The organism is Vibrio cincinnatiensis, from assembly GCF_022113815.1.
Lineage (GTDB): Bacteria > Pseudomonadota > Gammaproteobacteria > Enterobacterales > Vibrionaceae > Vibrio > Vibrio cincinnatiensis_A.
In genome coordinates, this window is record NZ_SGOM01000001.1 from 327,936 (window position 1) to 350,056 (window position 22,121).

Consider the following 22,121-nt stretch of genomic DNA (forward strand, 5'->3'; position numbering starts at 1 on the left):
GCATCATACCAGAATTCTCGATGTTCGCCAGAAAAAAGCAAACGATTGCTTAAATTAACTTATCCAGTAAACGTTTCACTGTTTAATGAAAGGGTTGGATGAGCTGAGTAAGGAAAAAAACTTCGCATTGATTTTCTTTTCCCATTTGAGTCAGTAATTTTTGGCTAACAATATCAATCTCACCAGATGCGACGATTGCACTCGCATTTTTGGATAAAATCGCTTTGATGACAATCTCAATTTCTGATTGAGCTTGAGAGGCTTTTAGATGAATAATTTTTTCACATTGTACCTGATGGGCTGACAATTCATGATATTGGGGGCGAGGGCATTGCGCTGTATAAAAAATCCATTGTTTTTGCTGTGACAACTTGGCCAATTGCACCATGATTCTGTCGCCGACTATGTCGCTACCGGCGGATGGTGTCGTGTAAGACACGGCAGGAGAACATCCACTGACCATAAGAGTGTGATTGAAATAAGCGTTAAGCATAATACTGTCCTTTCATACATGCTGTATGTTCATACAGTATTATGAGTTGTTATCTGGATCAAGTCATAATTACCAAACGGATGATGTGAAGTTGGAAAGATTATTGACTGTTTCTTCTTATCTATTTGATATATATAGATTTTATTTTCTCTTGGAGCAATCGTGAAATGAAGAGAAGTGGGTGGTTTTGTGATCAGCTAACAATTTTTACGAGTATCATCCCTGTTGCTGCATTTCGTTATGTTTCATAAAAGGGTGAAAATGAGGGGATAGGCTCATGAAAAAAGCGCCAATTGGCGCTTTTTCTACATCGGCTGTGTAGCTTGTCGTTCTTGTTGCGCGATTTCAGCTAAATTAAAAAGTCGCACATCCATTCGGGCTAAATCATTACAACTCTGGCAAGCATAATGAGCTTTGCCATCAATATATTCATGCTTAGTTAGTTGTCTTGATTGTTTACACCAGTCACACGTACCTTCAATATTAAACATTTCCCCCCACCTTGCTCGTCTCGGTGTTTTATCGCGGCGTATTATCACACAAAGACAGGGTTAAGTTAATTTCTTGTTATCAATTTGCGAGGCTAATCGTTTGCGTTGCAAGTAAATGTTCAAGAAAATGAGCTGACAAGGCAAGTTTGATGAATGAAGAAGGTTTATTTATTAATTTTTTGTAGGATTAAATTGAGCGAACTGTTAAGGCGTTTCATTTCTTCATCACTGCCTTGTGCATCAGGATGATAAATTTTTGATAATTGCTTATAGCGAGTTTTAATCGTCCGTTCATTGGGTAATTGCTCGGGGGAAAAACCAAAAAGTGCGCAAGCGAGTATCCATTGCTGTTCATGCAGTTGATGGGTTTGTTTCTGCTGTCGACGAGCGAGTTCTCGATAGAGTTTATCTAATTGTCGTTTTTGTTGTTGAATAACTCGTGCTTGTTCATGTAACTGCTCCGTTTGGCTTAGTTGGTTAGGGTGAGGTAAGCGTGCGTTGCGTTTGCTCAACCAATAAAAAAATAAGGCACTCATCAGGATGAGCAAAAAAAGGCCAACTAAAAACAGATTGGGTGAGCCAAACTCATCGGCTGGTTCATGCTTGATATTGGAAACAGCTTGTGACGGTGAGAGAGAATGAACACTGGCTTTTTCTAACGCTGTCATGTTGGAGATTTGCTTCGCTCGCTGCTGATCAAATTTCTTCTGTAATAGAAGGGAATAACGTTGTTCCGCTTCTGTTTCTCGATCAGCAACGCTGTAATACCAAAGTTCGGCCATTGTTAATGTTTCGGGTAAAGATCGGCCTCGTTGATAGATTTCACCGATAGTGATAGCGGCTTGAGTTTGGCCTAAGCTGGTTAATTTTATCAGCCAACGTAGTGCATGCTCGGTATTTTCGGGGGTTTCCGGTGCGGTTAAATAGCGATAAGCTAGCTGTTCCATCGCCGATATATGTCCTTGAGCGGCAGCTTGTTTGAGCCAGTAAAGGCGGTTTTGATCCGCACCGGTCTCGGTTGAGGCATTTTGGTAGGACTGCGCAAGTTGATATTGGGATTCTGCATCACCGTGTCTGGCTTGTTCTTGTAATAAGGTCAATTCGGTTGCCATTCCTAAAGCGGGAGAAATCGGTATCAAAAGGATCAACCGTAATATCCACTGTTTCATCAATAAACGTTCCTTGCTAACGAAATAATCTGTGAAAACTGACCTGTGTATCTAGTATACGTCACTGCTTTTAAGATGCCGATCTCCTTTCGTTTGTGCTTCGTGCGAAGAATTGTATACCTGGAGGTTAGAAGCCCAAATAAAAAAGCCCGAAGAGGGCTTTTAAAGTCATCGCCAGTCAATCAGCCCCCTTTCATTTGGTCGCTTGTTATCTGGCGTTTAAGTTCAAGTGCTTATTTAAGTGGAAGTATTTGGATTTCAACTCGGCGGTTACACGCTCGACCTTCTGCGGTGCTATTGCTACAAATGGGGTAACGCTCACCGTTGCCTCGTGCAATGGCTCGCCCCGCGGCTACGCCTTGTGAAAGAAGAAAAGAGCGAACCGATTCTGCTCGGCGTTCAGAAAGGATCTGGTTTGTGGTATCACTGCCCGTGCTATCGGTGTGCCCATCAATCACCAAACTGGTATCTGGGTATTCCACTAAAATTCTGGCTACCCCACGTAAGGTATTGTGAATGGTTGGATCTAATTGATAAGCGTTCGTTTGGAAACCAATGCCATTTTCTAATCGTAACAAGAGTTGATTATCACCAACGCGTTGTACTTGAACGCCAGAATCAAGTAATTCTTTACGTAGAGCCGCTTCTTGCTGATCAAAGTAGTAACCGATTCCGCCACCAACGGCTGCGCCACCAGTTGCCCCAATTAAAGCGCGTTGGCGACGTTCTTTCGCGTTATCACCACTGGCTAAACCTACTGCTGCTCCTGTGATGGCTCCCAATAATGCCCCTTTTGTAGCGGAATTGGTTTCCGTTTCTCCAGTTGTTGCATTTTGTCTTTGCGTTGCGGCACACCCTGATAGCGCGATCAATAGTGCCATCGCCAGCGTCATTTTCTTCAAGGCCATCTCTCCATATGTTATTTGGCTCCGTTTCCCTTTTTATCCATATTGATAAATTGCTTGGGAAGTGTTTTGGAATAAACAAAAATTACCGAACAATGTCAATCAAAGGAGGCCAATTTTACGCGATCTTTACGATTTTTAGGCTAACTACTTTAATAATTTGGGGGCTTGAGCACCATCAATGGGGCGATTGACTGAAATTTTCCGGCCCTTCTTTAACCCAACTTCATAATCAGCGGTGAGGTTTTTCATCGCTTCTTTTAGCTGCTGCTTAAAGGTTTCTCGGTCAATATTTTGAAATTCTTTATCAATGTAATTATTAATTTTATTGGTGGAATCTTCATCAGGTGTGATTGTGGGAAGCTTTTCTAAAGCGCCTTCAACCCAACCGGATAGGAAGGAGGTGACTCGACGAGAGACTTCACTGGCGGGCGTGCCACTGCCAGCAAAACTGTTACGAAATTGGCCGGTGTGTTCATTCATTTCGCGGTAGATAATATCGAAAGCAAAGGCCGCAAAGATGGCTCGATCAGCTTCACCAATAAACTCAACTCGTTTTAAGCCTTTGTGATTAAGTAAGACCGCTTCTACTCCGAATTTAGTATTAATGCCTCGAATAACACGCAAAATGCCAGAGCTGATAGAAGCTGGAAGTAAGTGGGTGGATTGCGTTTTCCCCATTTTAATAAACTCAATATCGTCTTTATCTAAACCATATTTGAGCATAAGCCGATGAGCCATCTTAATGGCATTTGCGGCTTCATTTACATTGGCTGAATTACCTAATTCAAGGCATTTCGCAATTTTCTTTAAGGCTTTTTGTTTATCCATCGAGTTGTAAAAACGGTTCCATGGCGTTGAGAAAAGTCAGACATTTTACCGTTTTTATTGTAGGAATTAAAGGGAAGTAGAGCAGACATGTGCAGACCTTGGCGGTATTTTATCCTCAGAGAGGATTCGTGAGCGGTAATCATGATTTCATAACGTTCACCGCTCACTGTCGTTGTGCTATTTGCAGAGGATTATAGGCCAAGTTCATCGAGGAGATCAGAAGCAAGGTCTGCATCGGAGGCATTTTCTTCACGAGATTTTGATGACATTTTTTGTCGAGTCGCTTCTAAAATGGAATCCGGACTTTCATCATCTTGAACTTCAAACTCTTCTAATTGAATAAATTCGGTTTTATCCATGGCCAGTTCTAGGTAGAAAATATTATTGTTTTCCGTTGAGAAGGTGACTCGACGAGCTTGTGGTCGATCAAGATTAGTATCCACAGAGAGGATAACTTGTTTATTTAACGACAGCATTTTGGGTTGGTTTTGCGTGATGTTGGTTTGTAACTCTTTGCGTATTTTATTGGTGAAATCACCCACGAGTTGATTCATCAGTTCGCCCAGAACATCACCCACTTCATCTGACGTGTGTAAAACAGCGAGTTCTTCTTCTGGCATGCCCATATTGCGCATGTATTGGGAATAGACTTCTAATGCCGCTTTAGCGGTAAAGTTGATCACGACCAAACCTGAAAAGCCGCCATCAAACAGAACAAAACAGCCAAAATCTGGTTTTAGCGAGGTTTTGTTTATTTTTTGTACCATGGCCGAATAGGTAATGTTTGACCCTGTTGCTGATGACAGTACCGAAGAAACGGATTGGCAAAGTTTTAATAAGATGTCTTCTGTTGTAACGATTTTATTCTTTTTCATAAGTATGTCCGTAGAGACTCATTTTAGCGGAAACGGAATTATACCTTTCCTGGTTGAATATGCAGTAAGCTTGCTGCGTGCATTTTCTAATCATAGCGTTTATGTCTGGTTATGGGCGGGTTGTCAACGGGCATTGGCAAATTGTTTTGGGAAAGAAAAACCTTAGAACAGGAGAAAATGTCATTTCCATGGATAGGTTACTGAGATTCTGATTTGATCACCTTTTTAAATGTTGTAAAGTGATCAGATTCAAAGAATAAAATCAAAATTAACCCATAAGCCAAAGCTGATTGGATCAGCGTAGTACGGGCAGGAAGCAAATGTTACCAAGACTTCATCTCCAATCTGATGTTGACCCTGTTGTTTTAACCTTTTTACATGAACTTAAAGCAGCAGGTTTTAGCGGTGATATAGAAACACAGTATGCCAGCCGTTTAGCAATGTCGACGGACAACAGTGTTTACCAACAATTACCTCAAGCGGTCATTCATCCTAAATCGACACATGACGTATCTCTGATTGGCAAAATAAGTATTAAACCTGAATTTGAACGTGTGACTTTCTCACCACGAGGCGGGGGCACGGGAACCAATGGACAGTCACTCACCAAAGGAGTGGTGGTTGATCTTTCTCGCCATATGAATCAAATCCTCGAAATCAACCCTGAGCAAGGGTGGGTGAGGGTGCAAGCGGGCGTGATCAAAGATCAACTGAATGATGCGGTGCGCCCGTACGGGTATTTTTTCTCACCCGACCTTTCAACCAGTAACCGAGCTACGTTAGGCGGTATGATCAATACGGACGCTTCTGGGCAAGGTTCACTGAAATATGGCAAAACTTCCGATCATGTTCTTTCACTACAAGCGGTTTTTGCCGATGGTTCAATTCTGGAAACGGATGGTTCACGAGGGGAACCCGAAGAGGGTGAATACGCCTTCGTTGCTAAACAGGTGACAGAAAACGTTTGTCGTAGCCATCGTGAACAAATCCTTGCGAAATTTCCGCCATTAAATCGCTTTTTAACCGGTTATGATTTAAAAAATGCTCTTGATGAACAAAGTGATGAATTTAATCTCACTCGCGTTTTGTGTGGGGCAGAAGGCTCTCTGGTTTTTATTACTGAAGCGAAACTGAATTTAACGCCGATCCCCAAAGCACGTACGTTAGTGAACGTCAAATACGACAGTTTTGATTCCGCGCTGCGCAATGCACCTCTCATGGTCGAAGCCAATGCACTGTCTGTAGAAACCGTTGATTCCAAAGTACTTAACTTAGCGAAAGAGGATATTGTTTGGCACAGTGTTCGCGATCTCCTGACTGATGTCCCGGGCAAAGAGATGCAAGGGATTAATATGGTGGAATACGCAGACCAAGATGAAAGCACGGTTACCGCTTTAGTCGCTAAACTGACGGCGCGGTTAGATGAAATGATGGCGAATCAACAAGCTGGCATCATTGGCTATCAAGTCTGTAGTGATCTCGCCAGCGTTAACCGTATTTATAATATGCGTAAAAAAGCAGTGGGTTTGTTGGGGGCGGCGAAAGGTCGGGCAAAACCGGTGGCTTTTACTGAAGATACTTGTGTTCCGCCAGAAAATCTTGCCGACTTTATTGCTGAATTCCGAGCCTTGCTCGATAGCAAAGGCTTAGCTTATGGTATGTTTGGTCACGTGGATGCCGGCGTTTTGCATGTACGTCCAGCGCTGGATTTATGCGACCCTAAACAAGAGCTACTGATGCATGAAGTGTCTGATGAAGTGGTGAAGTTAGTTGCAAAATACGGCGGCTTGATGTGGGGGGAACACGGTAAAGGGTATCGTTCAGAGTATGGACCTGAATTTTTTGGTGAAGCGCTGTTTACGGAACTTCGTCGAGTCAAGGCTGCTTTTGACCCACATAATAAAATGAACCCCGGCAAAATTTGTACGCCACTCAATACCAATTTTGAATTGGTCAAAGTCTCTGGGACCAAACGGGGTTATTTTGATCGACAAATTGATGTCAAAGTTCGGGATAGCTTTAAACAAGCGATGGAGTGTAATGGTAACGGCTTGTGTTTTAATTATGATACCAGCTCACCTATGTGCCCATCCATGAAAGTGACTGCAGACCGACGCCATTCTCCAAAAGGACGGGCGGGGTTAGTGCGTGAATGGTTACGTCAATTGACCGAACAAGGCATTGATATTCTAGATTTAGAGCAACAAACGTTACAGAAAACCGCCACCATCAAAACCTTACTGGATCGAGTACGTCACGGCATACAGAAAAATCGGCAATATGATTTTTCCCATGAAGTGTATGAAGCGATGAATGGCTGCTTAGCGTGTAAAGCCTGCGCAAGTCAGTGTCCGATTAAAGTGGATGTACCGAGCTTTCGCTCGCGTTTTCTGAACATTTATCACTCGCGCTATCCTCGGCCAGTCAAAGATTATTTAGTGGCGAATATTGAAACCATGTTACCGATAATGGCTAAAGCTCCTCGAGTGGTGAATGGTGTGGTCGCTCAAAAATGGGTGAGAAGTTTAACCGCTGCGACGGTTGGATATGTAGATGCCCCTTTGTTATCGGTCCCTACATTAGCGGCTCGCTCTCGTCGTCATCCGCTGGTTCAATTTGATATGCAGGATTTGACAGCGCTTGCTCAGCAAGACCGTGAACAGCATGTCATCATTGTTCAAGATCCATTCACCAGCTATTACGATGCTGGAGTGGTGGAAGATTTTGTAGCTTTACTGGTGAAATTAGGCAAGAAGCCCATTTTGTTGCCGTTTAAACCCAATGGTAAAGCGCAGCATATTAAAGGTTTTCTTAAGCAGTTTCGCTCCACTGCTGAAAATGCGGCCGGTTTTTTATCTCAAGTGTCGGATCTTAACATTCCAATGGTTGGGGTTGATCCTGCGCTGGTCCTTTGTTACCGCGATGAATATGTGGAAATTTTAGGTGATGATCGTGGTGATTTTGAAGTACTGACCGTACATGAATGGTTATTGCCTCGCTTAAGTGAATTTAGTCCAAAAGAAGTGGGTGAGGCTCCACCTTGGTATTTACTGGCTCATTGTACAGAAAAAACAAAGCTCCCTAATGCGGAAAAAGAGTGGATAACGATCTTTAATCATTTTGGGGCAGCGTTACAAGCGGTTCCTGTTGGATGCTGTGGGATGGCGGGAACCTTTGGACATGAAGTGGATAAACTGCAAATGTCTAAAGATATTTATGCATTGAGTTGGCAACCTAGCTTAGATAAGTTGCCTAAAGAACGGTGTTTAGTGACCGGATACTCTTGTCGAAGCCAAGTCAAACGCTTCGAAAAGATACAACCGAAACATCCATTACAGGCCTTGTTGCAATTTCTTTAATGGTTTGATGGTTCAGATACGACGCCCTCACTGACACTGAGGGCGCTTTATTCGGAGTGATGATGCGATATTTAGAATTAAAAATCCCCCCAGTGGCTCTGTTCTTAATTGCACTGGTGATGGCGAACCGATTACCTCATCTTTTCACATTTGCTAATGTAAGCCTTCCGTATCGAGATATTGTATTTGTTCTTTGCTTTATTTTATCGGGTATCGTGGGGCTATCGGCTGTCATACAATTTCGGTTAGCCAAAACGACAGTCAACCCAACTAAGCCAGATCAAGCCTCTACGGTTGTGGATACTGGCATTTTTCGTGTCAGTCGTAACCCGATGTATTTAGCATTGCTTTTGCTGATTTTTGGTGTGGCTTATTGGCATCAAAACGGGGTGAGTTTACTCGTTGTAATCTGGTTTATTCTGTATATGAATCGCTTTCAGATTCAGCCAGAAGAACGAGTGTTAGAACGTGTGTTTGGCCGTGATTATATCGATTACAAATCACGAGTTCGTCGCTGGATATAAGTCGTTTGCTCCACCAGTATTGATGGAGCGAGAAATCATTAAGCGGCTTGATTCCATTCCGCTAAAAAGCGAGCTTTTCGGTCATTAAAGCGCTGAACAAGATCATCAATATCTGCTGGGTTATATGGTTTTAAGCCACTGGCAACCATGCGTTTTACCCCTTTGCCCACTTGTTGGCCCGCTTCTTTAAAAGCAAAGTTGAGCGTGACAATACCGCGTTTACCTTCTACATCAAACGTTGCACCAGTATATTCCACTTCAGGGTGAGTGAGTTGCAAATGCTCAAATTCGACTTCCATACTTTCATAAATTACTAAGGGACGCTGGCAGTTAATCATCATTTGCTGGGCTTCCATCAAAGGAACCATGATGTGAGGGAAATTCATTCCGGAAAACTGAACGTAACTTTTTACCACATGTTCGATAAATTCAGGTTCGTGGCAAACTTGTCCAGCACGCTGCATTAATAGATATTCTTTTCCCGTGGCATCGACCAGAGCACTCTTTTCACTGCATTGATTCTCAACGTGCAATGCAATGCCATCATTAACCATGCCTGAAAAGTTAAAGCGCATTTTTTGGCTAATACCGGTTTTTTTCAGTAGTACGGCAAACAATAAGTCACCCGGCACACAGAAGCGCTTACTGTCTTCATCATGGATAGGGTTAAAGTCACCGGCCACTTTTTTGGCAAAATGACTTGCCTGTTGGCGGGTGAACTGGAATTGGTGGTCAACGGATGAAAAATAAGGCTGTAGAAACATAATGTACGCTTTTCAAAAATAACTGCGCTGATTATAGCCTTAACAAAAATTTTAATGGTCCAATCAGTGTTAAATCGCTCATGCTACCGTCATTTTTAATAAGAAGGTCGTTAAATCAGCATTCTATAGGAAGCCGTATGCTTGATTTTACTCAAGAGAGGAGTGAGTCAGTGTATAATGTGGAGGACTGATTTAAGCGAAAATGAAGGCTCATATGTTAGAGATTGAAAAGGCTCAAGCTGCCACAGTAATGACGTTTTTTTCCCGCTTTGTTACCGATATTCTTGCGGGTAAAAAGGTGATTACGATTCGTGATGAAAGTGAAAATAATTATCGACCTGGTTCGATAGTGGACGTCAGTACTTTTGAAGAGGGGCGATGGTTTTGTAAGCTAAAAATCATCAGCGTAACGCCTATCTTGTTTCATGAGTTAAATGAATACCACGCCGAACAAGAAAATATGACATTGGAACAATTGCGGAGCGTGATTCAGGAAATCTACCCCGGTATTGACCAACTGTATGTGATTCAATATCAGAAGTGTGAATAAAAAGAGCCAGCACAGGCTGGCTCTTTCATCGGTGAAGTTCAGTCACGTTTCCAACGAATATGACAGGATTTCTGCTCAGGATCGCGGCTTAGCAATAAGCTGGCAAAAACATCATCTAATTCGTCATTCGTTTCATTCACTAATCCGATACGAACTTCAGCATAGCGTTCTCTATCGACAGCAAAGCCAACTTCTGCGTCCCAATCAGGAGCGATATCAACAACTTCTGCCGCCCCACGATCATCAAATTGTGCGGTAAACAGAATGACATCAGCAGGCTCAAGATTGTCTGCCGCCATCTCCAAAAAAATGTCGTAAGCGGTATCAATCGCTTCATCGTAAGAGAGTAAATCAGCCATACTTATGCTCGGTTCATGAATTTGCGTTCTGCCGTATTAATGACAACACGATCACCCGTTGCAATGTACTCAGGTACTTGTACCACGAGACCCGTTGCAAAACGAGCGGGTTTGGTTCTTGACGATGCAGAGGCGCCTTTAATTGAAGGATCTGTTTCATCAATTACCATTTCAACTGAAGAAGGCAATTCAATCGCAACAGGGTTACCGTCAACCAGTACTACTTGCATACCTTGAATATCTTCAGTGATAAACAACAATTCGTCTTCGATATCGGCTTGTTTAAAGGTAAATTGTGAGTAATCCGCATTGTCCATAAAGATATACTCATCACCATCTACATAAGAGAATGAAATGTTACGTTTATTCATCTCTACAGTATCGAGAAAGTCATCAGACTTATAGCGTTCATCAACACGTGCGCCAGTAGTAAGATCAATACAACGCAGTTTGTAGATTTTAGATCCGCCACGACCACCAGGAGTCGTTACTTCAATATCTTTGATTAATAGGGTTTTACCGTTAGATACGATAGCAAACCCTTTTTTTAATTCACTTGCCTTTGGCATGAAAAATACCCTTTGTTCTTAGTTTCGGCGCATTATAACTAAAGCTGTGCGAGAAAAGAAATAATTGCTTTACCCCTTATTTTCTCATGAAGCTGTTGTTCAATGTAGTGCAAATAATCAGCAAGAGATAGCCTTGCTATTGATTCCAACTAACGCTTAGGGGAACATGAGGCGACGATTTCTATAAGGAGCGGTTCTTTGGCATGACTTTGTCGCCTATTGATCCTAATCAGCCATTTCAACCTCAGTATCAACCTGCGATTAACGAGTTGGTCAATTATTTGCGGGCTGGATTAGGAAAACAGCTACACAGTGTTTATCTTTATGGCAGTGTTGCTCGTAAAACGGCGCAGCCTAATGCCTCGAACTTGGATGTAATCGTAGTGACGTACGAGTCGATTGAAAGAAATCGGACAACCTTGCTCAATACTATCCGCTGGCGTTTTCAAAAACGTTTTCCATTTATTACGGATGTATCTGTAAAAACCGCCTTGGTTTCACAAGTGGCAAGTCTAGACAGTCTCTTCTCTTGGGGATTTATGCTTCGCCATTGCAGTGTTTGCGTATATGGTGAAAATTTGGCGGAATGTTTCGGGGACTATGAACCCAGTTGGGAAATTGCAAAGCATTGGAATATGGATGTGGAAGATTGGCTGCATGTCTACCGTGACAAAATTGCTAAAGCACAGACAAAGGAAGAGCAGGTCAGTGCCCAGAAAATGATTGCTAAAAAATTATTACGAGCCAGCTATTCTTTGGTGATGTATCAGGACAAGCATTGGTTTGATGATCCTCTGCGATGCGGTGAATCTTTTTTACGTTATTATCCTGAAAAACAAAAAGAAATTGAAAGATTAGCCATCTTACTTTCTGGAAAGGTGATAGCGAAACGCTCTGTGATTGGGTTGCTTGACAGTTTTGGACCTTGGTTGGTAAAGCAGTATCAGAAAACCGAATTTAGAATTGGTTGAGTCAATGTATGGTTATCTAAAAAATAATTTGAACTCAATCTATTTTATTAAATCGAGGAATTCTAACGATTCTAATTGATTAGAGCAATAGTTAATCTATTGGTTTGTTCAATTTATGGTTCAGGGAAAATATTATCGGAATTGACCTACATGACATTGTGATATGAAAGGCGGAGAATACCGACATTCTAGTAGCTGGTATTGATTAAAGAATAAAAATGCTATCAAAGATTATTAATCTAAAAAATTTCAAAGGGTTAATTCAATCAGTGATGGATAGGTATTTTGTTCTCCGCATCCAAACCATAAAGGTCTCAATTCGTAATTAAAATGAAGATCAATTCAACAACAATGATACCGACCTCGTTAAAAACCGTTTTTGATGAGGGTATCTCCCGTGTTTCTGCGCTTTTATCTATTTTCCGGGAAAGCATGGTATGGCTTATTCCTTGTGTAATGGTAGCGGCATTGTCGCAGTTTGTTGCGGTTGCAGTTGAGCTTTATTATGGTCAAGGATTTTGGCTTGCTGAAAAGTTGCACTCGTTAGATGATGTTGTTGTTCGAACATTACCCTATTTAATTACGGCTTCCATCTCTTATATGTTAGCCATTCGCTATTCGTTGCCTCGTTCTGCCATCATCTTATTGTGCACCCTTTATCTTGCGATTGCGTCTGAAGTGGCTCATATCGGCGCGGCTTTACCGGTTTATCAGTCTTTCTTTGCGATTGTTATGCCTTTTGGTTCCGTGCCACTGATCTTTTTCTTTTTCCGACTCTTTTCATCACACAAAAATGAAAACATTATTGTTAAAGAGTCCTTTCAGATTATTATTCCCGGCTTAATGGCAGCATTGATTATTATTCATTTAAGTGTATTTTCTTTGCGTTACTTAGCGTCATTACCCCTGAATGATATAATATTCAATTACATTTCACCTGATAATGCTTATGCTTTTGGTATTGTTTTTTCTTTTTTAAATTCTTTTTTCTGGTTTTTAGGCATTCATGCTCATCATGTGATGGGTGTCTTTATCCAAGCATTGAATGAAACGCCAGATCTATTTCCATTAAGTATTAACTTCTTAAGAAGTTTTGTTTTTATCGGTGGTAGCGGTTCTACGTTAGCCCTCGCTATTGTTCTTCTGCTCTTTTCTAAGCATAGAAGCGTTCGTTTATTAGCCTTATCCAGTTTATTCACAAGCATGATTAATGTTAATGAATTACTGTTGTTTGGTTTACCCATTATTTTAAACTTTCGCTTTTTACGCCCATTTTTGCTAGCACCTATCATTAATGTGGTGCTTGCATTATTGGCAGTTGATGTGGGTTTTATTGAACCGACATTATCAAATGTCTACCCATATACGCCAGTTTTCCTTAACTCTTGGCTTGCGTCAGGTGGGGATTGGCACGCCGTGGTGTTGCAAGTTGCTTTGCTGTTTATCTCATGTACGGTTTATTTTCCATCTGTACGTTATCTGAATAAACAGGACAATATTTTCTATTTGCGTTCTTTAGATACGACTTATATTCGATGCCTTGAAGAAGCAAAATCTGTGAATAACGACAGTGTGTTGATCTCTCGTCAAAAAGAGAAAGAGATGGCTGAAGTTGAACGTAAAATCCAAATTATTGGTAGAACTGAGTTTTTTGTGCAATATCAGCCACAAATCAGCCAACTAACCGGTAAAGTGATTGGCTGTGAGTCTTTGCTTCGGGCCAAAAATGACCAGGGAGAAATTCTGTACCCTAATGCATTTTTACCGTGGTTAGAAAAAGCAAATTTAATGAAGGATATTGACCTCTGGGTGGTGCGCCGTGTCGTCCGAGATTTAAAACGGCGAGAAGCTTTGGGGGTGAATGTAAATACCAGCGTTAATATTACGGTTTATACATTGATGGATGATCAGTGCATGGAGCAAATTGTCCGTTTGATTGAACCGGTGAGTCAGTATCTGGATTTTGAGATAACAGAAGGCTCTCTACTGCAAGATAAAGCGAAGCTAGCGGGTGTTTTTGAACGGTTACCGAACTCGGTTGTCATATTCATATTGATGATTTTGGTACAGGTTATTCTTCAATGAGTTACCTTAATTTGTTTGATATTGATGCGATTAAAATCGATCGTTCTTTTGTACAAGCACTGGATACTGAGAAAGGGCGTAAAGTTTTCTCTGGTATCTATGCGGTTGCAAATGAGTTGGCGATGGATGTTGTGGTAGAAGGGGTTGAAACACAAGAACAGCTCAACTTTGTATCGCAGTTTAAACAAGTTTCGGTACAAGGCTGGTATTACAGCAAGCCATTAAATGAGCAAGACTTTATTGATTATGTGATGTTACGCCAAGGTGTCTTTTCCTTAGCGGGTTAAAAAAGCCCTAGCTGTGCGGCAATGATTTGTTCAAATTGGAGGCCGATAAACGGCAAAATGGCATCGGCAACGGGCTTGAGCTGTTTATCTATATAGTGTTGATAATCGATTGGACTGGTTAAATATTCTTTTGGTTCTGGGCCGTTAAGTGTGATCACGTATCCAATGCGGCCTTTATTCTGATATTGTAGCGCACGTCCTAATCGGGTATTAATGTCATCAGCAAGGCGTGCTGCACGAACTTGTGGTGGTACATTTTTTTGATATTCGTGCAACTTTCTTCGTAATCGTTTTTGATAGATAAGTTCGTCATCACATTCTCCCGCAAGGGTTTGCTCAACCATCGCTCGGATATATTCTTCGACAGGTTGAGAATGAAAAACCCGCCAATACAATTCTGATTGAAAGCGCTGTGCAAGTGGCGTCCAATCGGTTCTGGCACTTTCTAAGCCTTTAAATACCATACGTTCATTTCCTGGCTCACCGAGTAACCCCGCATAGCGTTTTTTTGAACCGGTTTCTGACCCTCGGATTGTTGGCATTAAAAATTGACGGTAGTGGGTTTCATACTCAAGCTCTAAAAATGAATCGAGAGCGTATGTTTGCTGTAAATGGGCTTTCCACCACTGGTTTATTTCTGCTACTAAGGTTTGGCCGATGGTATTAGCTTCATGATGTTGACACGCACTCCCTAATGAAACAAAAGTAGAATCAGTATCTCCATAAATGACTTGATAACCTTTTTGTTCAATCAGCAGTTTGGTTTGTTTCATGATCTCATGCCCACGCATAGTAATACTTGAGGCTAGGCGTGTATCAAAAAATCGGCATCCTGATGAGCCTAAAACGCCATAGAAAGAATTCATGATGATTTTTATCGCTTGAGAAAAGGCTTGATCATGGCTCTTTTTGGCGCGATCTCGTGCAGCCCAGAGCGCTTCAATCATGGCGGGCAAAAAGTGGTGGTGACGATGGAATTGCCCTCCTCGAAACCCCGCTACCGCTTGATGCGGCTCAGCCCCAACATCAAGAGCCAAACCTTCTATTAAGCCTAATGGATCAATTAGAAATGAGCGAATAATCGAGGGATAAAGGCTTTTAAAATCAAAAACTAAAACGGAGTCGTATAATCCGGGTATGGAATCCATCACATAGCCACCGGGGCTGGCGACCCAATCTTCGGAATGTAGGTTAGGGGCGACGTATCCGGCACGATGTAATTGAGGTAAATAAAGGTTGGTAAAGGCGGCGACAGAACCTCCGATACGATCCAGCTCTAACCCGGTTAGTCTTGAGCGTTGAAGGGCAAATTCGAGTAAGTGTGTGTGTTCAAAAATACGGTTAACTAATAGACAGTCTTGCAGATTATATTGTGCTAATTGTGGTTTGTTTTCACGAAACATTCGATTGATCTCATCCATGCGATCATGTGGGTTATCAATGGCTTTCCCTTCTCCTAATAACTCACGAGAGACGGCTTCTAATGACCAAGAACGAAATTGATATGTAGCGGTTTTTAGTGTATCGATGCCGTCTAAGACCACTCGGCCTGGTAGGGTAATAAAGCCCTGATTGGTTTCGGAACCAGAGCGAAAAAAACTGACTTGATGGCCTCGCCCTAGCCTGAGTTTCATGTTGTGCCATTCGGCTCGTCTGTGGAGTAAACGAAAGTCGAAATCAATGATATTCCAGCCAATAATGATGTCAGGATCAAAGCGATGGAACCATTCAATCAGAGCGATTAATAATGCTTGCTCATCTTTGACCCATTGGATCGTTGTATCTGCGGGCTGCGCTTCTCCTATCATCAAGACACGGCTATCCATTGGACTATCTAATCCAATGGAGTAGAGTAGGCCCTTTTCTGAGCACTCAATATCGAGGGAAACAACCTTAAGTTTTGGGAGGTAGTTTGTCTGGCGGCATTTGGCACTGCGTATTTGTCGATGATGAGGGTAAGAAAATCGTTCCCCCGTAAATTCTAAGCTGCCTTTAATAAAGCGTTCCATTAAATAGCGATCAGCAAGCTTAATATCGGCTTCTAATGTTGTAAGCCCCGCTTGACTTAATGCTTGTTTGAGTTGCACTGCATGACGCAAATTGGCACAGTAACAAGCGGCCAGCGGTTGTAAAGAAAAGTCTTTAAGAGGGAGTGGACGAATATCTAGCTGAAAGGGCTGGTGCTGAGCAATAGATTGGCAGCGGGTAATATCATCTTGTGCAATAAAGAAAACAGGCTTTTCCCCTTCAATAATGAGTTGAGTTGGTCCGTTATCTGTAGAAAGCCATAACTCAATTTGGCTTCGACCATCTATATCTCTTGCTTGCCGAGTGAGGACAAAACCTGGTTCAAGGAGCACGTTAGGTTACCTGTTTGTATTGCTGTATTTTTTATGCAGCCTACCGTTAACCTTGGGTAAGAGCAAGTCGCCGATCACCGATAAAAGACGATGACTGGCGACCTTAAGAAGGGGAATGGTTAATAATAAAAATAGCCTGTGAGTTTGCTGCCCAGTTCTTCTTGCTGCCAGTGTTGGTAACGAACCTCACTGCGTATTGCCCAGTGACGATTCAAACTCCAGTTCCAGCTTAAGTTGATTTGGCTGTGGTGATCCGCATCACTATTAAAGAGTGATAAGTATTGTCCCTGTAAACCCACACGGTGTTTATCCGCGATTTGCCAGAGTAACCCAGCTTCAACCCCTGCACCGTAGTTGACTTGATGTTCAGTCAATTCTCCGTGGTTAATGGACGCAGAAAGGAGTGCGTAAGAGTGAACACCTTGTGCTTCTCCCCAGGCTTGCCCATATCCCCCTTGTAAAAACCAACGGCCTTCTCGTTGATGGTGATTCGGTTGACGGTCAAACCCTAAGCGAAGATTCCAAGCTAGGCTAGAGAAAACACTTTGGTTAGGAGCCACGGTCATCGCATCTAATAAATACAGCTTTTCTAAGCGGCTCGTTTGATGTTCATCATGGCTCAGTTGCAGATCCAAAAAGCTAATTTGAGCCCCCGGGATAAACCCTTCTTGAGAGTCTAATAAATCGTGATAAGCCGCTCTCCACTCGATATTAACGGCTGAGGGAGTTTGCCGCCAATATTGTCCGCTAAACCCTAACCGTGCAGAACCATGTCCTTGTTCCGGTGAAACGGTTGGTGTGGGGACAGGAGTAAATGGAGATGGCGTTTCTAATTGACTGCGCAGTGACAATAATTGCGTGAGGCGTTTTGCAGTGGGGTCACGTTCTAAACCTTGGTCATAAAGTTCAAAGTTAAGCCACTCATAGGCAAACTCATAAATGGCGGCCAGCTCTTCGGTTGTAAACTGCTCGGGAGATGGGAACTCTCCTTGTTTAGCTTGCTGTGCTGCGGCAAAAATATCAGGAGAAACTTGTTTGGACTGATTGAGTAAACGTGTCCCAAAAGATTCACGATAGCGAGGCGTAGAGATAAGCCCTCGTTTTGCTAAAGCACCGACGGTATCTGAAGGAATGGCTTGCAGTGGAAAATCTTTCACTAACTGGAGATCATCACGAGCCAATTCTAATAAAGCCAGTAGCTGATAAGAGCAATTTTCATCCAAGAAGTAGTAATCGAACTCGGCTTGTTGCATTTCCCATAAATGTAGAAGGATTCGTTCTACTTCTTGCTCCGTTAAGTTGAGTGGGTATTCCCAAATATCACGAGATTCAATATCGTTATATTCTCGAACTTTTCGGTAATAGGGCATGACAGTAAACCGCCCAGGATAGGCACCAAATAACCCTTTTGCTGCATACAAAGCCGCATTGTCATTACCTTCTGGTTCTGCAGCAAAGTTAATGGCAAAGGCGACCAACTCCTTATGGCGCGTTTGATCTTTTGCATCAATCCGTAACAAAGTATGCCCAAACATAGATGAAGGATTATTCATAAATGCAGTTGGGAAAATTAAAGTCATTCCTGCTGGATCAATGACAGTGCGCCAGTTTTCTAAATCTGGACAGTCGAGAGTTATCGTATCATGGCCCAACTGAGACTCAATCCAACGATATCGCGCTGGGTAAGTGCAACGAGCTTGCTTGGCGAGCTCGGCATCTTCATGGTAGAGCTTCTCAACTGTGGCTCGTAGTTCCGCCTCTGGATCTTGTTTACCCTTGGGGGCAATGAAAAACTCTTGAGAGTCTACAGTACTGCGATAGCCTGATAGATAGGAGGGCAAATAATGTCCAAGTTTTAGCCAGTAGGGGTGCTTGGCAAGGGATGCTATATCCACTTGAGGGGAGGCCAAAGCGCTCGTGTTGAATATTAACCCATTTGCCAGCAGGCAATAGGAAAGTAAACGGCGGCGGTTTATAGAAGAAAATCTCATGCCAATAGAGTCATTATGCTGTGTTGTGCTGAGCAATAAAAAGTGCCCTCAACGGGCACTTATGAAGTTTATCGAGCCACGAAGTCAACCTTTTAATACTGGATGCTTCGTGTGTACTCAACTTAGATCGAGTAAGCTGCTAGAGCTTGATCTTGTGCAACTAGAGTATTTAGGTTAGTAAATACTTCTTGTGACGTTACATTTTCAGATTGGAAAACTTGTGCAAAGTTTTCTTTTGCCATTTGGTTGAAAGCTGCTTTATCTGCTTCTTGGATGCCCCAAACTTCAGAAAGTGTTGCTAGAGTTTCACCTTCACCACGTGCGATATCACGAGCTAGGTTATCTAGGTTACCGTCAATGAATAGTGCAAGTTTTTGTGCAGAGTTAATGGTGCCAGTACCATCACAACCTAAAGTACCGAAAGTGATACCAAAAGTTTGGTTACCGGAAGTACCGTTAGTTGTTGCGCCAAGAACTTTAAACACTTTACCTTGCTGACCATCAAAGATCATTGTACCCAGACCACAACCGATGTCTGAGTCTGCCATAGCCGCGTTGGAAAGAGGAAGTACCGCTAGAGCGGCCACTGCAAGTAGTTTTTTCATAAGTTTCCCTTATCATTATCATTTTCGTATCAATTTAGAGTGAATCATATCGTGGATACTTTTTTGCTTGTCAGCAAGTAGCGCCCACCGATCCATCTATTGACAGAGGCTATAAATATATGAAATAAGCTGCATTTTCAACTGGAAATGGTGATTTTCTTCACTTTTTCTACGGATTTTGTTGCATTGGTTCAGTTGTTATTCCACAAGAGTGGCAAATTATTTTATTAGTGATTCACGCCCTGAAGAATAATGCGTTTTTATGCGAGTCAAATTGCGTATTGAATACCACAGTTTATTAAAGAAGTTCTTGCCAAAATTAATGTTTAGGCACATATTCGTTGGCAGCGAGCTAGCCATTTAGGTTAGACTAAGCGGTCATGCTGTTGCCCATTCTGTGGTGGCAGAGCGAATAGATTAGTGTGGAGATACAAGTTTGATCAATGTTTTCCTTGTAGATGATCACGAGCTGGTTCGCACAGGGATACGACGTATTATTGAAGACGTCCGTGGAATGAACGTAGTAGGGGAAGCTGATAGCGGTGAAGACGCAGTGAAATGGTGCCGTACCAACCATACTGATGTCGTGTTAATGGATATGAATATGCCCGGTATTGGTGGTTTAGAAGCAACCAAGAAAATTTTACGTCTGAATCCAGATGTGAGAATTATTGTACTGACGATTCATACTGAAAATCCGTTCCCAACCAAAGTGATGCAAGCTGGTGCGGCAGGTTATTTAACGAAAGGAGCGGCACCGGATGAAATGGTTAATGCAATTCGTATCGTCAATAGTGGTCAGCGCTATATCTCTCCGGAAATAGCCCAGCAAATGGCATTAAGCCAATTTTCACCTGCCTCTGAAAATCCATTTGCAGGCTTGTCGGAACGCGAGCTTCAAATCATGATGATGATCACTAAAGGGCAGAAGGTAACGGAAATTTCAGAACAATTGAATCTGAGTCCTAAAACAGTCAATAGTTATCGTTATCGCCTTTTTGCCAAATTGGACATAAGCGGTGATGTAGAGCTAACGCATTTAGCGATTCGACACGGGATGCTCGACACCGAGAAGTTGTAGTGCCTGATTTTGATTCTCTCTCCTTTTTGAAAACAGTAACGAATCAGCCCGGTGTTTATCGTATGTATAACGCCGATGCTGAAGTTATTTACGTCGGTAAAGCGAAAGATCTGAAAAAACGCTTATCCAGCTACTTTCGTAGCCGTGTGGATAGTGAAAAAACACGAGCGTTAGTGAGTCATATTGATAAAATTGACGTAACCGTGACTCACACCGAAACCGAAGCCCTCATTCTTGAACATAATTACATTAAGCAGTATTTACCCAAATACAACGTATTACTGCGTGATGATAAGTCTTATCCGTATATTTTCATCAGCGCTCATAAACACCCTCGGCTATCACTGCATCGCGGTGCAAAAAAGCGTAAAGGGGAGTATTTTGGCCCTTATCCAGATTCAGGGGCTGTCCGTGAAACACTGCATTTAATTCAAAAAATTTTTCCTGTTCGCCAATGTGAAGACACTGTCTACAGCAATCGTGTTCGTCCTTGTTTGATGTATCAAATTGGTCGATGTGCTGCCCCTTGTGTTAGCCAAATCATCTCGGATGCTGACTATGCTGAGCTGGTTAATTACGTACGCTTGTTTTTGCAAGGCAAAGATAATCAAGTTTTAGACGTTTTGGTTGAAAAAATGGAGCAGGCCAGCATAGCGCTACGATTTGAAGAAGCGGCAAAATTTCGAGATCAAATTCAAGCCATTCGTCGAGTTCAAGAGCAACAATATGTGTCTGATGATTCAATGGAAGATGTGGATGTATTAGGGTTCGCTGAGGCCAAAGGACTGGCTTGTATTCATATTTTGATGATCCGACAAGGTAAAGTTCTAGGTAGTCGCAGTCACTTCCCTAAGGTACCGATAAATACAGAGCGGCAAGAAGTGTTTGAAAGCTTCTTAAGCCAATATTATCTCAGTCATAATGAGGCCAGAACCCTTCCCAACCGGATTGTTCTCAATGAAGGATTATTGAACGACGCCTTGCCGTTACAGGCGGCATTGAGCCAATTGGCTGGGCGTAAAGTGGTTTTTCATGTTAACCCAACCGGAATTCGTGGTCGTTATTTAAAACTGTCTAATACTAATGCCCTCAGTGCCATGACGGCAAAAGTTAATCATAAAATGACGATTTACCAGCGATTTAAAGCGCTTCAATCTATTATTGGATTAGACAATATCACGCGAATGGAATGTTTTGATATCTCTCATACAATGGGGGAAAGTACGGTCGCATCTTGTGTTGTCTTTAATCAAGAAGGGCCCGTTAAAGCTGAATATCGACGTTATAATATCACAGGAATTACGGGAGGGGATGACTACGCTGCAATGGGGCAAGCGCTTGAAAGACGTTATGCTAAACAACTCGATATTGATAGAATTCCTGATATCATCTTCATTGATGGTGGCAAGGGGCAACTCAACCGCGCTCATGAAATCATCAGCCAATGTTGGCAAGACTGGCCCAAACGTCCGCTCCTTATTGGTATTGCGAAAGGGGTAACCCGAAAACCTGGCTTAGAGACGTTGATAACGACAACCGGTAAAGAATTTAACCTACCTAGCGATGCGCCAGCGTTGCACTTGATTCAACATATTCGAGATGAAAGCCATAATCATGCTATTGCTGGACATCGAGCTAAACGTGGTAAAACTCGCCGAACCAGCTCATTAGAGGGGATCGAAGGTATTGGTCCTAAACGTCGGCAGGCTTTGCTAAAATATATGGGCGGTCTGCAAGAGCTGAAACGAGCAACTGTCGAAGAAATCGCCAAAGTACCTGGTATTAGTCATTCTTTGGCAGAAAACATTTACCAAGCATTGAAACAATAGTAAAAATGCCGCACCATAAAGGC

General features: G+C 42.3%; 18 protein-coding genes and 1 pseudogene. 7 read left to right on the forward strand and 12 right to left on the reverse strand.

Features of this window, described 5'->3' with window-relative positions; translation table 11 throughout:
- Positions 1 to 82: 82 nt before the first annotated feature.
- The 6 genes from EXA13_RS01485 to EXA13_RS01510 all read right to left on the reverse strand — a co-directional run bounded on the left by EXA13_RS01485 (position 83) and on the right by EXA13_RS01510 (position 4,764).
- The gene (locus EXA13_RS01485) at positions 83 to 493 is read right to left on the reverse strand and encodes a hypothetical protein (RefSeq protein ID WP_238131539.1); all 411 of its coding nucleotides are present in this window, start codon (positions 491 to 493) and stop codon (positions 83 to 85) included.
- A 305-nt stretch (positions 494 to 798) separates the two neighbouring features.
- Positions 799 to 984, reverse strand: a complete 186-nt coding sequence (locus tag EXA13_RS01490; RefSeq protein ID WP_238131540.1) for a hypothetical protein — start codon at positions 982 to 984, stop codon at positions 799 to 801.
- A 164-nt stretch (positions 985 to 1,148) separates the two neighbouring features.
- Complete coding sequence (locus EXA13_RS01495; protein WP_238131541.1) at positions 1,149 to 2,153, reverse strand: J domain-containing protein; 1,005 nt, start codon at positions 2,151 to 2,153, stop codon at positions 1,149 to 1,151.
- 233 nt (positions 2,154 to 2,386) lie between these two features.
- Positions 2,387 to 3,055, reverse strand: a complete 669-nt coding sequence (locus tag EXA13_RS01500) for an OmpA family protein (RefSeq protein ID WP_238131807.1) — start codon at positions 3,053 to 3,055, stop codon at positions 2,387 to 2,389.
- 150 nt (positions 3,056 to 3,205) lie between these two features.
- Positions 3,206 to 3,889, reverse strand: coding sequence for a DUF2786 domain-containing protein (locus EXA13_RS01505; RefSeq protein ID WP_238131542.1), 684 nt, complete (start codon positions 3,887 to 3,889; stop codon positions 3,206 to 3,208).
- Between the two features lie 191 nt (positions 3,890 to 4,080).
- Positions 4,081 to 4,764 carry a DUF3334 family protein gene (locus EXA13_RS01510; protein WP_238131543.1) on the reverse strand — a complete coding sequence of 228 codons (684 nt, stop codon included), beginning with the start codon at positions 4,762 to 4,764 and terminating at the stop codon, positions 4,081 to 4,083.
- A 320-nt stretch (positions 4,765 to 5,084) separates the two neighbouring features.
- On the opposite strand from EXA13_RS01510, the gene ydiJ reads away from it, so the two are divergent.
- Together ydiJ and EXA13_RS01520 are read left to right on the forward strand one after the other, a co-directional pair.
- Positions 5,085 to 8,123 carry a D-2-hydroxyglutarate dehydrogenase YdiJ gene (ydiJ, locus tag EXA13_RS01515; RefSeq protein ID WP_238131544.1) on the forward strand — a complete coding sequence of 1,013 codons (3,039 nt, stop codon included), beginning with the start codon at positions 5,085 to 5,087 and terminating at the stop codon, positions 8,121 to 8,123.
- A gap of 62 nt (positions 8,124 to 8,185) precedes the next feature.
- Positions 8,186 to 8,647: a methyltransferase family protein gene (locus EXA13_RS01520; protein WP_238131808.1), complete on the forward strand. Its 462-nt coding sequence runs from the start codon at positions 8,186 to 8,188 to the stop codon at positions 8,645 to 8,647.
- A gap of 38 nt (positions 8,648 to 8,685) precedes the next feature.
- Here EXA13_RS01520 and EXA13_RS01525 read toward each other — a convergent pair whose 3' ends face one another.
- Positions 8,686 to 9,411 (reverse strand): DUF3581 domain-containing protein, encoded by a 726-nt coding sequence (locus tag EXA13_RS01525; RefSeq protein WP_238131545.1) that lies wholly within the window; start codon positions 9,409 to 9,411, stop codon positions 8,686 to 8,688.
- A 250-nt stretch (positions 9,412 to 9,661) separates the two neighbouring features.
- On the opposite strand from EXA13_RS01525, the gene yqfB reads away from it, so the two are divergent.
- Positions 9,662 to 9,961 (forward strand): N(4)-acetylcytidine aminohydrolase, encoded by a 300-nt coding sequence (gene yqfB / locus EXA13_RS01530; RefSeq protein ID WP_238131809.1) that lies wholly within the window; start codon positions 9,662 to 9,664, stop codon positions 9,959 to 9,961.
- Between the two features lie 38 nt (positions 9,962 to 9,999).
- Here yqfB and EXA13_RS01535 read toward each other — a convergent pair whose 3' ends face one another.
- Positions 10,000 to 10,320 (reverse strand): HI1450 family dsDNA-mimic protein, encoded by a 321-nt coding sequence (locus EXA13_RS01535; RefSeq protein WP_238131546.1) that lies wholly within the window; start codon positions 10,318 to 10,320, stop codon positions 10,000 to 10,002.
- A 2-nt stretch (positions 10,321 to 10,322) separates the two neighbouring features.
- A complete protein-coding gene (gene yeiP / locus EXA13_RS01540; RefSeq protein WP_238131547.1) occupies positions 10,323 to 10,889 on the reverse strand; it encodes an elongation factor P-like protein YeiP in 567 nt (188 codons plus the stop codon).
- Positions 10,890 to 11,092: 203 nt separating this feature from the next.
- Between yeiP and EXA13_RS01545 the strand changes: the two genes are divergently transcribed.
- Both EXA13_RS01545 and EXA13_RS01550 read left to right on the forward strand, forming a co-directional pair.
- On the forward strand, positions 11,093 to 11,860 hold the full coding sequence (locus EXA13_RS01545) for a nucleotidyltransferase domain-containing protein (RefSeq protein WP_238131548.1): 768 nt from the start codon (positions 11,093 to 11,095) through the stop codon (positions 11,858 to 11,860).
- A 432-nt stretch (positions 11,861 to 12,292) separates the two neighbouring features.
- A pseudogene (locus tag EXA13_RS01550) lies at positions 12,293 to 14,232 on the forward strand (EAL domain-containing protein).
- On the opposite strand, the gene EXA13_RS01555 reads toward EXA13_RS01550, so the two are convergent.
- From EXA13_RS01555 to EXA13_RS01565, 3 genes are all read right to left on the reverse strand, one after another.
- Complete coding sequence (locus tag EXA13_RS01555) at positions 14,229 to 16,592, reverse strand: DNA polymerase II (RefSeq protein WP_238131549.1); 2,364 nt, start codon at positions 16,590 to 16,592, stop codon at positions 14,229 to 14,231. The pseudogene EXA13_RS01550 and the gene EXA13_RS01555 overlap by 4 nt on opposite strands.
- A 119-nt stretch (positions 16,593 to 16,711) precedes the next feature.
- Positions 16,712 to 18,583 carry a DUF4105 domain-containing protein gene (locus EXA13_RS01560; protein ID WP_238131550.1) on the reverse strand — a complete coding sequence of 624 codons (1,872 nt, stop codon included), beginning with the start codon at positions 18,581 to 18,583 and terminating at the stop codon, positions 16,712 to 16,714.
- Positions 18,584 to 18,705: 122 nt separating this feature from the next.
- The gene (locus EXA13_RS01565) at positions 18,706 to 19,188 is read right to left on the reverse strand and encodes a DUF3015 domain-containing protein (RefSeq protein ID WP_238131551.1); all 483 of its coding nucleotides are present in this window, start codon (positions 19,186 to 19,188) and stop codon (positions 18,706 to 18,708) included.
- A gap of 436 nt (positions 19,189 to 19,624) precedes the next feature.
- Between EXA13_RS01565 and uvrY the strand changes: the two genes are divergently transcribed.
- Positions 19,625 to 20,269, forward strand: coding sequence for a UvrY/SirA/GacA family response regulator transcription factor (gene uvrY / locus EXA13_RS01570; RefSeq protein ID WP_238131552.1), 645 nt, complete (start codon positions 19,625 to 19,627; stop codon positions 20,267 to 20,269).
- On the forward strand, positions 20,269 to 22,098 hold the full coding sequence (gene uvrC, locus EXA13_RS01575; protein ID WP_238131553.1) for an excinuclease ABC subunit UvrC: 1,830 nt from the start codon (positions 20,269 to 20,271) through the stop codon (positions 22,096 to 22,098). The genes uvrY and uvrC overlap by 1 nt, the downstream gene beginning before the upstream one ends.
- Positions 22,099 to 22,121 lie beyond the last annotated feature (23 nt).